We start from the raw sequence: 13,513 nt of genomic DNA, 5'->3' as shown, positions 1-13,513 counted from the left end.
TCAGCGGTTGGCGTCAGAGTGAGTCATGGCGGTGTAGAACAGCCAGGACACCAACAGGATGATCAGGAAGTACACCAGCGAGAAAGCCGCCGCCGGGCCGAGGTCGAACTGCCCGATCGCCATCTGCGTCAGGGTCTGACTGAGGAAGGTCGTGGCATTACCCGGCCCGCCACCGGTCAACACGAATGGCTCGGTGTAGATCATGAAACTGTCCATGAAGCGCAGCATCACCGCGATCAGCAGCACGCTCTTGAGCTTGGGCAACTGGATGTGTCGGAAAACTGCCCAGCTTGACGCCCGATCAATCCGTGCCGCCTGGTAATAGACGTCTGGAATCGCCCGCAGACCGGAGAAACACAACAGCGCCACCAACGACGTCCAGTGCCAGACGTCCATCACCAGCACCGTGACCCAGGCATCCATGGTGTTGGCCGCGTAGTTGTAGTTCAGGCCCATGGCCTTGAGGCTTGCGCCGAGCAAACCAATGTCGGCCCGACCGAAGATCTGCCAAATGGTGCCGACCACGTTCCACGGAATCAGCAATGGAATCGCCAGAATGATCAGCACCAGCGACGACCAGCGGCCCTTGGTCGGCATGGTCAGGGCGATGGCGATACCCAGCGGGATTTCGATCAGCAGCACACAGCCCGAGTAGATGAACTGGCGCAGCAACGAGTCATGCAGGCGCGGATCAAGCAGCACTTGCCGGTACCAGTCGGCGCCGACAAAGTAGCGGCTGGACTGGTCGAAGATGTCCTGCACCGAGTAGTTGACCACGGTCATCATCGGGATCACCGCACTGAACGCCACCAGCAAAAACACCGGCAACACCAACCACCAGGCCTTGTTGTTCTGCACCTTGTTCATGGCTGCGTCTCCAGCAGGTAATCGTCGGCATACACCATCAACCACTGGGCCGGGAAGCTGATGTAGGCGGTTCCCTCAGGCACTGGCTTGTCTTCGGCCAGGCGCACTTTCAGCGGCGCACCGTCGAGGTTCAGGGTCATGATCTTGTAGGTCCCGAGGTCTTCGACGTGTACGACTTGCGCCTGCATCGCGTCGTCAAAGGGTTCGTCCCACACATGGACGAACTCCGGACGGATACCGACCTTCAAGGTCTGCCACTCGGATTCGGCGATGCGTTGCTGTTGGGCGTCCGACAGCGGCAAATGGGTCGATGCAAAACCGACACCGCCTGGCTGCGGCTGAACTTCGATCAGGTTCATCCCCGGACTGCCGATGAAATAGCCGACAAAGGTGTGGCTCGGTCGCTCGAACAGTTCTCGCGGCGTACCGAATTGCACAATCTGCCCGCCGTACATCACCGCGATCTTGTCGGCGAAGGTCGAGGCTTCGAGCTGATCGTGGGTGACGTAAACCATGGTGATGTTGAACTGCTCGTGGATCTGCTTGAGCTTGCGCCGCAGCTTCCACTTCAGGTGTGGGTCGATCACCGTCAGCGGTTCATCGAACAGGATCGCCGAGACGTCATCGCGCACCAACCCACGGCCCATGGAGACTTTCTGCTTTTCATCCGCAGTGAGGTTGCGCGCCTTCTTGCTCAGCAACGCCTGAAGATCGAGAACTTCGGCGATTTCCTGCACCTTGCTGTGAATTTTTGCCTCGGTCATGCCCTGATTGCGCAGCGGAAAAGCCAGGTTATCGAACACCGTCATGGTGTCGTAGACCACCGGAAACTGGAAAACCTGGGCGATGTTGCGCTTCTCCGGGGTCAGGTCATTAACCACTTTGCTGTCGAACAGCACTTGGCCCTGGGACGGACTGAGCAGTCCGGAAATGATGTTGAGCAAGGTCGACTTGCCGCAGCCCGATGGCCCGAGCAAGGCATAGGCACCGCCCTGTTCCCAGACGTGATCCATCTCGCGAATCGCGTAATCCTCGGGGCCGCTCGGCGTGCGGGTGTAACTGTGGGCGAGGTTTTGCAAACGAATTTCGGCCATCAGGCAACCCTCGCGATACGGCGACCGGGCGCCTGGATCAGCCGCCCCTGCCTATCGAACACAAACAGTTTATGGGTCGGGATATAGATGCGAATCGGCGCATCGACGTCGTATTCGTGGACGCCCGGCAGGTGCAGCACCAACAGGAAATGCTCGTTGCGCACATGGAGGAAGGTTTCCGAACCGCTGATCTCGGCCACCTCGACAGTCACCGCCAGTTCCAGATCATCGTCGTTGCTCGGCACCAGCGAAATATGGCTGGGCCGTACGCCAAAGCGGAACTCGCCCTCGCCCACCGGCCGCAGATCGACGTTCAGCGGGAAGTGCACGAAGTTGGCGAAACTGACTTCGTTGCCGGCGATACGCCCCGGCATCAGGTTGATCGGCGGCTCGGAGAACAACTCCGCCGCCAGCACGGTTTGCGGCTGGTGATAAACCTCGGAGGACTTGCCGCTCTGAATCACCCGGCCCTCGTGAAGAATGGTGGTGGTGCCGCCCAGGGCCAGGGCTTCATTGGGTTCGGTGGTAGCGTAGATGGCGATGGTGTGGTGAGCCTTGAACAGCTCGCGCATTTCCTGACGCAGTTCTTCGCGCAGTTTGTAGTCGAGGTTCACCAGCGGCTCGTCGAACAGGATCAGCTCGGCGTCCTTGACCAGCGCCCGGGCCATCGCCGTGCGCTGTTGCTGACCACCGGAGAGTTCGAGGGGATGGCGCTGGAGGAACTTCTCGATGCGCAACATCTTCGCGGTTTCCAGCACTTTGCTCTGAATCAGCTCATTGGACACACCGCCCTGGCGCAACGGCGAGGCGATGTTCTCGAACACTGTCATGGTCGGGTAGTTGATGAACTGCTGATAGACCATCGACACGTTGCGCAAACGCACCGGGCGCTGGGTAACGTCGACGCCGTTCATCAGGATTCGGCCGCTGTCGGGCTTGTCCAGACCGGCCATCAGGCGCATGAGACTGGTTTTGCCGGACAGCGTGCGCCCGAGTAAAACGTTGAAGGATCCGGCTTCGAAACTCAGGCACGCATCGTCGATCCAGGTCTGGCCCTCGACGGTGCGGCTGACGTGCTCCAGGGTTAATGACATGGCTCGGCCTTTTTATTATTGGAGTCAAGCGACCGGAGCTACAGAGCGACATTCGTGCCAGAAATTGCAAGCCGTTGATCCGACTTGAAAATCCTTCTAATGGAGGATCAACCGCGTTCGTTGCTGAACAGAAATGAACAACGGTGACTGAACAATTGAACAGTCCGCCGGTTGACATTGAACAATAGTGAACAACACTCTACGGATGCTTTAACTGCGGGAAATTCTGAATTGCGCACGCCCTTGTAGCAGCTGCCGAAGGCTGCGTTCGACGACGCAGTCGTCGTGAAATCAGGCGGAGCGGTGTATCAGGAAAACCGCACGTAATCGTTTTACGACGACTGCGTCGCCGAACGCAGCCTTCGGCAGCTGCTACAGGATCGCGTTACTTATAACAAAAATAATAATGCTCAGAGATCGACTGCCATGGCCGCACCCGCCTTGCCGCTCTCCCACGACGCCATCATCCAGGACTCCTGGTCCCGTTGCCGCGCGTTCGGCCTCAATCATCAGAGCACGCCGGCGTTCGATCAGCTGCCGGCCGAGGGCATCGCGCAATTGCTGGAGAACCAGCATTCACTGGTGCAAACCACTCACCAGGAAGTCCTGCCGTATTACGAAAACATCCTCAGTAACTCAAATTGCCTGATCATGCTCGCCGACAACCAAGGCCAGGTGCTGACAACCTGGGGCACTCAGCGCTTTATCGAGCCGAGCCTGACCCGCGGTTTCAGCGCCGGCGCCAGCTGGATGGAGCGGTGCAGCGGCACCAATGCGATCGGCACCGCGCTGGCCTGCGAGCAGGCGGTGCACATCGAGCACGATGAACATTTCCTCAAGGCCAACCGTTTCATGACCGGTTCCGCCGCGCCGATTTTCGATGCCGAACGCAAGGTGATCGCGGTGCTGGATGTGTCCAGCGACAGCTACCTGCCGCCGTCGCACACCCTGGGCATGGTCAAGATGATGAGCCAGACCGTGGAGAATCGGCTGATCCTCAACCTGTTCCATGGCCAGCATTTCCAGCTGACCTTCAACACCGGGCTGAATAACCTCGACAGCCAATGGGCCGGGTTGCTGATCTTCGATGAAACCGGCCAGGTGCTGTCGGCTAATCGCCGGGCCGACAACCTGCTGGGCATCAGCCTGTCACGGGTCAGCGTCGAAAGCCTGTTCAAAGTCTCTTTGCTGGAACTGCTGAACCAGCCGGACGGCCTGCCGTTTGCCCTGCAAGCCTCGGGGCGCAACCGCTTCCAGTGCCTGTTGAAACGGCCGAAACAGGCTGTGATTCAGGCGCGGGTGTTTGTCGAACCTGCCGTTTCGGCTCCGGCGGCGATCAGCCTGAACACCCTGCATTTTGGTGACAGTCGCGTGGAAAAAGCCGTGCGCCAGGCTGAGCGTTTGCTGGAAAAAGACATTCCGTTGTTGATCCACGGCGAAACCGGGGTTGGCAAGGAGGTCTTCGTCAAAGCCCTGCATCAAGCCAGCTCTCGGAACAAACAACTGTTCATCGCCGTCAATTGTGCAGCGATCCCCGCCGATTTGGTGGAGTCCGAGCTGTTTGGCTACGAAAAAGGCGCATTCACCGGCGCCAACCAGAAAGGCAGCATCGGACTGATCCGCAAGGCTGACAAAGGCACCCTGTTCCTTGATGAAATCGGTGACATGCCGTTGCCGACTCAGGCTCGACTGCTGCGAGTGTTGCAGGAGCGTTGTGTGCAACCGGTGGGCAGTAGCGAGTTGTTCCCGGTGGATATTCGCATCATCTCGGCAACCAACCGCTCGTTACGCGAGCAGGTTCAGCTCGGGCGGTTTCGTGAAGATCTCTATTACCGGATTGGTGGTTTGACGCTGGAGTTACCGCCGCTAAGGGAACGCAGCGATAAACAAGCACTGTTCAAGCGCTTGTGGGAGCAACACCGTGAGCCGAGCCAGTGGGCCGGGCTGAGCCGAGAAGTGCTGGAGTTGTTCAGCCGTCATCCGTGGCCGGGGAATCTAAGGCAGGTCAGCAGCGTGATGCAGGTAGCGTTGGCCATGGCCGAGGAGCAGCCGGTGCGGCCGGAGCATTTGCCGGATGATTTTTTTGTGGATCTGGAGATGGAGCCGGTGGATTCGCCGGAGCCGCTGGCGGTGGATTTGAATGATGCCGAGGATTTGAATCGGCAGTTGCAGGCAGCTGGGGGGAATATTTCGCACTTGGCTCGAAGATTGGGGGTTAGCCGAAATACCCTTTACAAGCGGTTGCGTCAGGCTGAGTGATGAACCAATTCACAATAGGCGTAGCAAACTCATTGCCATAGCTGAGTTGAATCACCCCCTGTCAGTGCTGCATCCATTTGTCCAAGCTGGACATTGCCAATTACTGGAAGATCGGCTCGGCATACGTCGCTGACGCGGCACCAAGGGTGCGCAGGCCAATAAGCACGATTGCCACCATTATGAGCCCTGCGGCAATGGCTACACCGAACCCTGCTCGTGCGCCATAAGTATCGATGATCAGACCCGAAACTACTCCACCGAGCGCTACGCCGATGCTGATACCTGTTGTCATCCATGTCAGTCCTTCGGTGATCCTGGACGGTGGAACAATGATCGTACCGAGATTCATGACGACGACCATCGTTGGCGCAAATGACACACCTGCCACAAACAGCATCCCAGAAAGGATGTAGACGTCCGGTGAGAAAATGGGCAACACGGCTGTGACTGCCGTTATCAGAACCCCGATAAAGAACTGCTTTTCAATCGGCAAGGAAATCCTTAGCGCGCCGAACGCCAGGCCCGCGATCATGGAGCCGAGAGCATAGGCTGCCAGGATGAAGCTGGCGGACGCTGGCCAGCCTTGAGCGTTGGCGAAGGCAACAACCGCCACGTCGATTGATCCGCCAATCACACCCATCGCCAGGAGTGCCAGAACGATGGTACGAACGCCGGGGATAAGCAGGGTTGAACTTGCGCTCCTTTTAATGCCAACGACCACCTTCGGTTCTGTCTGCCGCTGCATAAGAAAAGCCGTCACGCCGACAACCAGCAACAAGACGGCTACAAGCGGCCCGGCTTCGGCGAAAAAGCTGACGCTCAAACCAATGGCAAGTGGGGGGCCGATAATAAAGGCGAGTTCAGTTAGAACCGTGTCCAGGGAGAAGGCCGTGTGTAATTGCGGCTTGCCACGGAAAAGCTGCGTCCAGCGTGCTCTTATCATCGCGGGCATGCTCGGCATCGTGCCCGCCAATGCCGCAAGAATAAAAAGCAGTGGGGCCCGAGCCCTCAGATAGACAGCGATTATCAGCGCCAACAACATGCCAATGCTGAAGGCCGTCACAAAGGGCAGAACCCGACTCTGGCCCCGTTGATCAACGAGTTTTGATACTTGCGGGCCGAAAAGCGCATTCGCCAAGGTAAAAGTAGCGGCGACCGAGCCAGCCAGCCAATAAAGACCCGTCTGCTGCACCAACATCGTAATGATGCCGATGCCGATCATTGCCTGTGGCAAACGGGCAATGGAACTCGCGATCACTAACCCCATGACGCCGGGGGTGGTGAGAAGTTCGCGGTAGGGATTAGCCATGATTCCTCCTGTTTATACTTCGACGCTGATGAATAGCCCGCTGCATGCGACGCAAATTATGGGGCGGCCTATCGGCGCCTGAATGGTTATTTGAGCAAGCATACAAGTGGGTAGTTACAAACCCACTTGCATGTAGATTAGCGTAATGCTCAATCATCACCTCTTACGAAAGTGCTCGATTCATTGCTTCAGCCAAGTGCTTGCGGTTACTGACGTCCTCCATCATGGACAGATGCCCGCCAGGAATAGAAACAGAACGAATCGCCAAATCAGGCAAGAGTTCTCTCCACCCGCCTACCATATCCACCAGCGGCAGAGGGGTACGCTCACGATCAGCCGCGTAGAAATGATAGATATTGACCGGCAATGGAGATGGCTTATAGGCGCCGGCAATTTGTGAGAAATGATAAATGACTTGCCATTTGACTGTTTCCAGCGAGATGTCTGCATTTAAATCATAGCCTCCCAGGTCCTGTGCTTTGTTAATCAGCACAGCAAACTCATCACCTTCATTTAAAACATCGAATTTATGACGCTCCGCCTCGGAAGCCACCGCCTTAACATGCTCAATAAAGTAGTGCTTAATACCCTGATTTTTATAAAGCAACTTGTGCGGCGCGGGAACATCAATAAAGCCTAAAAATTCAACGCAGGCCTCTTTGCATATAAGCGCATGGGCGATGGCATAAGCGAGAATCCCTCCAGAGGAATACCCGGTAATGCGATAAGGCCCTTCAGGCTGGATCGCCTGGATGAGCCGAATCATTCTTTCGGCCATATCCTCCATCGAGTGAGGCAAAGGGTCGCCAATGGCCGACCACGGCAATACATGGATCGGGCAGCTGACGCGGATTTGTTGCGCCAGAGAAATAGCATACGAATAATCGGCTAATCCCGAGGGCACGAAAAAGACCGGGGGCTCAGTCCCGCCAGCGCGCACCGTGATCGCCCCGATCTGCGGGTTGAACACAGGAGACCGTGCGATCTGAGTGGCAAGGTTAGCCAATCGAGGGGTTTCAAAAATGTCGCTCAGCGAACACTCCAGACCAAAACTCCTGACTTTTTGCATCAGCTGGACGGCCATGAGCGAATGGCCGCCGAGGGCGAAGAAGTTGTCATGGCGACCTATTTGTTCAATGCCAAGCAGCTCTGACCAGATCCCGGCAAGGATGACCTCTATCTCGCCCAACGGCGCCTCGTAGGCCTTATGGGCAAAGGCGCCCTCCGGCGGAACAGGCAAAGCCTCGCGATCAAGCTTGCCATTAGCCGTCAGGGGGAAGCTTTCCATCCGCACAAAGGCAGACGGCACCATGTAGTCGGGTAAACGGCCACTCAGATAATCGCGCAGCCTTCCCGCCAGCGCCAAGCCGGAGTCAGAATCTACCGATGCGTCCTGAACCTCGGACTGAGCCAAAACGTAAGCAACCAGACGCTTGTCGATATCCTCGCCTTTTGCCACGACCACCGCCTCGCGGATGAAGGGGTGCTCGGCCAATTTGGCCGCAATCTCACCCAGCTCAATCCGGAAGCCGCGGATCTTGACCTGGTCGTCATTGCGACCCAGAAAAACCAGATTGCTGTTCGGAAGGTAACGGGCCAAGTCCCCCGTTTTATACATCCGCGCTTCAGGTTTGCCGGCAAAGGGATCGTGCAGGAAGCGCCCTGCCGTCAGCTCGGGGCGGTTCAGGTAGCCACGCGCCACACCGGCGCCGCCGACGTACATTTCACCCACATCCCCCATCGGAACAGGCTGGCCATGCGCGTCTAGAAGATAGAGATTCAAATCCGGCAGACATTGACCGATCACGCTGTCGGCTTGTTGCGCATCGGATGAAGTCAGAGGGTAATAGGTGACGTGGACCGTGGTTTCCGTGATTCCGTACATGTTGACCAATTGCGGGACAGATTCTTCACGCACCCCATACCACTCTCGCAAGGTCGACGGTTGCAGCGCTTCGCCGCCAAAAATGACATAGCGAAGCCGGTCCGATGACGGTTGTACGTATGCCATCAAGGCCGTGAATGCGCTCGGGGTCTGGTTCAGGACGGTGACGCCCTGCTCACAAATCAGCTGGTAAAACGCTTGCGGAGAATGGGTAATGGCATGCGGGACCAGTACCAGCGTGCCGCCATAACGAAGGGCTCCCCAAAGTTCCCAGACCGAGAAGTCGAAGGCAAAAGAGTGAAACAGGCACCAAACGTCACTGGCCTCAAAACCAAGGGATGGATGTGTCGTGTCGAACAGACGCACCACCTGAGCATGCTCGACCATGACCCCTTTAGGTTGTCCGGTTGAGCCTGAGGTATAGATGATATAGGCGAGGTTGCTGGGGGTAAGGCCGGTGACTTCAGGATTGGCGTCCGCTTCAGCGTAGACATCACGGGGATCAAGGACGGTATGAGCCTGCAAAGCAGCCCCGAGCGCTTGGCGCCCGGCCGCATCAGCCAGCACCAGGACCGGAGCCGTATCGGCAAGAATGAACGCCAGCCGTCCCCCCGAATATTCCGGATCGAGCGGCACATAGGCACCGCCCGCCTTCAGGATCGCCATCAGGCCAATAACCATCGCTGGGGAGCGCTCGACACAGATCGCCACAAGCTGGTCAGGTCCAACACCCAAGGCAATCAACCGATGGGCCAGCCGATTAGCCCTGACGTTGAGTTCGCCATAGCTGAGCGCCTCCCCCTCAAAGACCAGTGCCGTTGCCTCAGGGTTGCGCGCAACTTGTGCCTCGAATAAATGGTTAATGCACAGATGATCCGGATATTTAGACGTAATCTTCACCTTTACCTCCTGGAAGCGAAAACTCCATTTTTATCGATTGATTGCACCTAAGTTCGGACAAGTGCAGATTCTATGTAATATTATCCATTGAACCACACCTCTCATACATCGCTACGACCTCCCCATTGGCAAAACAGCAAATAAGGCAAAATCCTACTCATCCGTCAGAAAGTTCCGACAATAATGACAGAGATCCCATATTAATTAAAAATACAAACACTAACAACTTGAGAGACTCAGCCCCGCGCATTTTTATACACTCGCCGGGCTTATATAAAACACAACCACGTACTCTTGTCCCCCATCAAGATCTAGCGTATTTTTTATACCGAATAAACTTACGCCAACGACACTTCAAAAACACTGAAATCTCCAAGACCAAGGATAATTATTATTCTCTAAACAGTCTGAACATCTTAAATGATTAGTTGCTTGAGTTTTTTAACACAACGACAGCAGTAAATAAAACTCTAAAATATAACAAAACACTTACACCTATTGAAGTACTAATCAAAGCCTACTCTCGATAGCATCTTAAAATAACGTAACCCGTTTCATTCAACACCAACAAAAACAATTTTCTCGCCACCCTAAAATCAGAAATTTACCGAGTTATGAGACATGCATCATTATCTGGACCATCGTGCTCGGCCTTCATCAGAACTTTTACCCGCAACATTATCCCCTGCCAGACGCCCCTCCCAAAAAAACAAAAAACCCGCACAAGGCGGGTTTTGTTTTGTAGCCAGCAAAGCACTCAGTCCGCCAGACGCCAGGTCGTCCCACCCTTCCCGTCTTCCAGCACTACGCCCATGGCGGTGAGCTGGTCGCGGATACGGTCGGACTCAGCCCAGTCTTTACCAGCACGAGCCGCCAGACGCGCAGCAATCAGCGCATCAACCTCAGCCGCATCAACCCGCCCTTCGGCACCGGCCTGCAGGAAGTCCTCAGCGTCGAGCTGCAACACACCCAGCACAATCGCCAATTCCTTCAAGCGCGCCGCCAGACCCGCCGCCGTATCAAGATCACTCTCGCGCAGACGGTTGATCTCGCGAACCATCTCGAACAGCACCGCGCAGGCTTCCGGCGTACCGAAGTCGTCGTTCATCACCTGGGTGAAACGCTCGACGAACGCTTCGCCACCGGCCGGCGCCACCTTTGGCAGGCCTTTCAGCGCGTGGTAGAAACGCTCGAGTGCGCCTTTGGCGTCCTTGAGGTTGTCTTCCGAGTAGTTGATCGCGCTGCGGTAGTGGCTCGACACCAGCAGGTAACGCACGACTTCCGGGTGGTACTTTTCCAGCACGTCGCGAATGGTGAAGAAGTTGTTCAAGGACTTGGACATCTTCTCGCCATTGATGCGAATCATGCCGCAATGCATCCACGCGTTGGCGTAGGTCTTGCCGGTGGCCGCTTCGCTCTGGGCGATTTCGTTTTCGTGGTGCGGGAACTCAAGGTCGCTGCCGCCGCCATGAATGTCGAACGTCTCGCCGAGGCAGCAGGTGGACATCACCGAGCACTCGATGTGCCAACCCGGACGCCCATCGCCCCACGGCGAAGGCCAGCTCGGCTCACCCGGCTTGGCGCCTTTCCACAGAACGAAGTCCAGCGGGTCCTGTTTCGACTCGTCGACTTCGATCCGCGCGCCGATGCGCAGGTCTTCGATTTTCTTGCGCGACAGCTTGCCGTAGCCCATGAACTTGGCGACGCGGTAGTACACGTCGCCATTGCCCGGGGCGTAGGCGTAACCCTTGTCGATCAAGGTCTGGATCATGCTCAGCATGCCAGGGATATGATCGGTGGCCCGCGGTTCCATGTCCGGCTTGAGGATGTTGAGGCGCGCCTCGTCCTCGTGCATCGCGGTGATCATGCGCTCGGTCAGCACGTCGAATGGCTCGCCGTTCTCTTTGGCCCGATTGATGATCTTGTCTTCAATGTCGGTGATGTTGCGCACGTAGGTCAGGTTGTAACCGCTGAACCGCAACCAGCGGGTCACCAGGTCGAACGCAACCATGCTGCGGCCGTGGCCAATGTGGCAGTAGTCGTACACGGTCATCCCGCAGACGTACATGCGCACATTGTTGCCATCCAGCGGCTTGAATACTTCTTTGCTCTTGGTGAGCGTGTTGTAGATCGTAAGCACTGAGTGCTCCTTAACGCTGAATCACTGGCCCCACGAATCGCGCAGGGTCACGGTACGGTTGAAGACCGGAGAACCTGGTTTCGAGTCCTTGATATCCGCGCAGAAGTAACCTTCGCGCTCGAACTGGAAACGGTCTTCCGGCTGTGCATTGCCCAGCGAAGGCTCGGCACGACAACCGGTGAGGACTTGCAGCGAGTCAGGGTTGATGTTGTCCAGGAAACTGGCGCTGTCTTCAGCCTTCTCAGGGTTGGCCGAACGGAACAGGCGATCGTACAGACGCACTTCGCACTCGACGCTGGCAGCGGCCGGCACCCAGTGCACGACGCCTTTGACCTTGCGGCCTTCAGGGTTCTTGCCGAGTGTTTCCGGATCGTAGGAGCAACGCAGTTCGACGATGTTGCCATCGGCGTCCTTGATCGCTTCGTCGGCACGGATCACGTAGCTGCCGCGCAGGCGCACTTCGCCATTCGGCTCCAGGCGTTTGTAGCCTTTTGGCGGCTCTTCCATGAAGTCTTCACGGTCGATGTAGATCTCACGGGCGAACGGCAGAACGCGCACGCCCATGTCTTCTTTCGGGTGGCACGCCAATTCGAGGTTCTCGACTTGGTCTTCCGGGTAGTTGGTGATCACGACTTTCAGCGGACGTAATACGCACATGGCACGCGGGGCGCTGTGGTCGAGGTCGTCACGGATGCTGAATTCGAGCATGCCGAAGTCGACCACGCCGTCGGAACGGTTGGTGCCGATCATGTCGCAGAAGTTGCGGATCGATTTCGGCGTGTAGCCACGGCGGCGGAAGCCGGACAGCGTGGACATGCGAGGATCATCCCAACCGAGAACGTGCTTTTCATCGACCAGTTGCTTGAGCTTGCGCTTGCTGGTGATCGTGTAGTTCAGGTTCAGACGGCTGAACTCGTACTGACGCGGTTGCGCCGGCACGGGCAGGTTCTCGAGGAACCACTCGTACAGAGGACGGTGGCTTTCGAACTCCAGGGTGCAGATCGAGTGGGTGATGCCTTCGATGGCGTCCGACTGACCATGGGTGAAGTCGTAGTTCGGGTAGATGCACCACTTGTCGCCGGTCTGATGGTGGTGAGCGTGGCGGATGCGATACATGATCGGGTCGCGCAGGTTCATGTTCGGCGAGGCCATGTCGATCCTGGCCCGCAGCACGCGTGCGCCATCCTTGAATTCGCCGGCCTTCATACGGGCGAACCAGTCGAGGTTTTCTTCCACGGAGCGGTCGCGGAACGGGCTGTTCTTGCCCGGCTCGGTCAGGCTGCCACGGTATTCCTTGGCCTGTTCGGGGCTCAGGTCATCGACGTAGGCCTTGCCGGCCTTGATCAGTTCAACGGCCCAGTCATGCAACTGGTCGAAATACTGCGAGGCGTAGCGCACTTCACCGGACCATTCGAAGCCCAGCCATTTGACGTCGCTTTCGATCGCGTCGATGTATTCCTGGTCTTCCTTGGCCGGGTTGGTGTCGTCGAAACGCAGGTGCGTGACGCCGCCAAATTCCTGGGCCAGACCGAAGTTCACGCAAATCGACTTGGCGTGACCGATGTGCAGGTAGCCGTTGGGCTCAGGCGGGAAACGGGTGACGATCTGCGTGTGCTTACCCGAGTCCAGGTCCGCCTGGATGATCGGGCGCAGGAAATTGACCGGCACGGCAGGGCCGGTCTTGGAATTCGAGGTAGGGTCGACAGTGGGCTTGCTCATAGGATCCTTGAACGTACAAGTGCGCGGCCAGTAGGCCAAATCAAAGCGGCGGTTAAATCAAAGGGGCTTATCATAGCCGATGCTGTCAAGCCGCTGACAGAGCAGGCCAAAAAACGCCTGCATTTAATCGGATGCAAATGAAAAACAGCCTCGAAATTGGCGCCCGGCACGCTAAACTGCGCACCTTGGCCAAAATTGGCCGGACCGGTTGAGGGCTTCAAAGCCCGAAACCCACGAATTCCCAGA

8 protein-coding genes are annotated in these 13,513 nt (G+C 56.9%); 1 reads left to right on the top strand and 7 read right to left on the bottom strand.

The window, feature by feature from the left end; all coding sequences use genetic code 11:
- Genes QK293_RS07890 through QK293_RS07880 form a run of 3 tightly spaced genes read right to left on the bottom strand, consistent with a single transcriptional unit; the run spans position 1 to position 3,055 of the window.
- Positions 1–867: a sugar ABC transporter permease gene (locus tag QK293_RS07890; RefSeq protein ID WP_282376614.1), complete on the bottom strand. Its 867-nt coding sequence runs from the start codon at positions 865–867 to the stop codon at positions 1–3.
- The gene (locus tag QK293_RS07885; protein WP_282376613.1) at positions 864–1,961 is read right to left on the bottom strand and encodes an ABC transporter ATP-binding protein; all 1,098 of its coding nucleotides are present in this window, start codon (positions 1,959–1,961) and stop codon (positions 864–866) included. The genes QK293_RS07890 and QK293_RS07885 overlap by 4 nt, the downstream gene beginning before the upstream one ends.
- The gene (locus QK293_RS07880; RefSeq protein ID WP_282376612.1) at positions 1,961–3,055 is read right to left on the bottom strand and encodes an ABC transporter ATP-binding protein; all 1,095 of its coding nucleotides are present in this window, start codon (positions 3,053–3,055) and stop codon (positions 1,961–1,963) included. The genes QK293_RS07885 and QK293_RS07880 overlap by 1 nt, the downstream gene beginning before the upstream one ends.
- A gap of 426 nt (positions 3,056–3,481) precedes the next feature.
- Here QK293_RS07880 and QK293_RS07875 point away from each other — a divergent pair, with 426 nt between their 5' ends.
- Positions 3,482–5,314 (top strand): sigma-54-dependent Fis family transcriptional regulator, encoded by a 1,833-nt coding sequence (locus QK293_RS07875; protein WP_282376611.1) that lies wholly within the window; start codon positions 3,482–3,484, stop codon positions 5,312–5,314.
- A gap of 100 nt (positions 5,315–5,414) precedes the next feature.
- On the opposite strand, the gene QK293_RS07870 is transcribed toward QK293_RS07875, so the two are convergent.
- The 4 genes from QK293_RS07870 to QK293_RS07855 all read right to left on the bottom strand — a co-directional run bounded on the left by QK293_RS07870 (position 5,415) and on the right by QK293_RS07855 (position 13,267).
- Entirely contained in the window at positions 5,415–6,623 is a 1,209-nt protein-coding gene (locus tag QK293_RS07870) for an MFS transporter (protein ID WP_282376609.1), read from the bottom strand.
- Between the two features lie 163 nt (positions 6,624–6,786).
- Positions 6,787–9,408 (bottom strand): amino acid adenylation domain-containing protein, encoded by a 2,622-nt coding sequence (locus QK293_RS07865; protein WP_282376608.1) that lies wholly within the window; start codon positions 9,406–9,408, stop codon positions 6,787–6,789.
- Between the two features lie 757 nt (positions 9,409–10,165).
- Complete coding sequence (gene cysS, locus QK293_RS07860; RefSeq protein ID WP_282376607.1) at positions 10,166–11,548, bottom strand: cysteine--tRNA ligase; 1,383 nt, start codon at positions 11,546–11,548, stop codon at positions 10,166–10,168.
- A 21-nt stretch (positions 11,549–11,569) separates the two neighbouring features.
- Positions 11,570–13,267, bottom strand: coding sequence for a glutamine--tRNA ligase/YqeY domain fusion protein (locus tag QK293_RS07855; RefSeq protein ID WP_282376606.1), 1,698 nt, complete (start codon positions 13,265–13,267; stop codon positions 11,570–11,572).
- Positions 13,268–13,513: the final 246 nt, after the last annotated feature.

The sequence above is a fragment of the Pseudomonas sp. AL03 genome, assembly GCF_029960815.1.
Lineage (GTDB): Bacteria > Pseudomonadota > Gammaproteobacteria > Pseudomonadales > Pseudomonadaceae > Aquipseudomonas.
This window is presented reverse-complemented; position numbering and strand designations above follow the sequence as displayed.

Bases quoted from the DNA above. Each gene is read 5' to 3' on its own strand.
- QK293_RS07855 (WP_282376606.1), bottom strand. From the start codon at position 13,267: ATGAGCAAGCCCACTGTCGACCCTACCTCGAATTCCAAGACCGGCCCT.
- QK293_RS07880 (WP_282376612.1), bottom strand. From the start codon at position 3,055: ATGTCATTAACCCTGGAGCACGTCAGCCGCACCGTCGAGGGCCAGACC.
- QK293_RS07875 (WP_282376611.1), top strand. From the start codon at position 3,482: ATGGCCGCACCCGCCTTGCCGCTCTCCCACGACGCCATCATCCAGGAC.
- QK293_RS07885 (WP_282376613.1), bottom strand. From the start codon at position 1,961: ATGGCCGAAATTCGTTTGCAAAACCTCGCCCACAGTTACACCCGCACG.
- QK293_RS07870 (WP_282376609.1), bottom strand. From the start codon at position 6,623: ATGGCTAATCCCTACCGCGAACTTCTCACCACCCCCGGCGTCATGGGG.
- QK293_RS07890 (WP_282376614.1), bottom strand. From the start codon at position 867: ATGAACAAGGTGCAGAACAACAAGGCCTGGTGGTTGGTGTTGCCGGTG.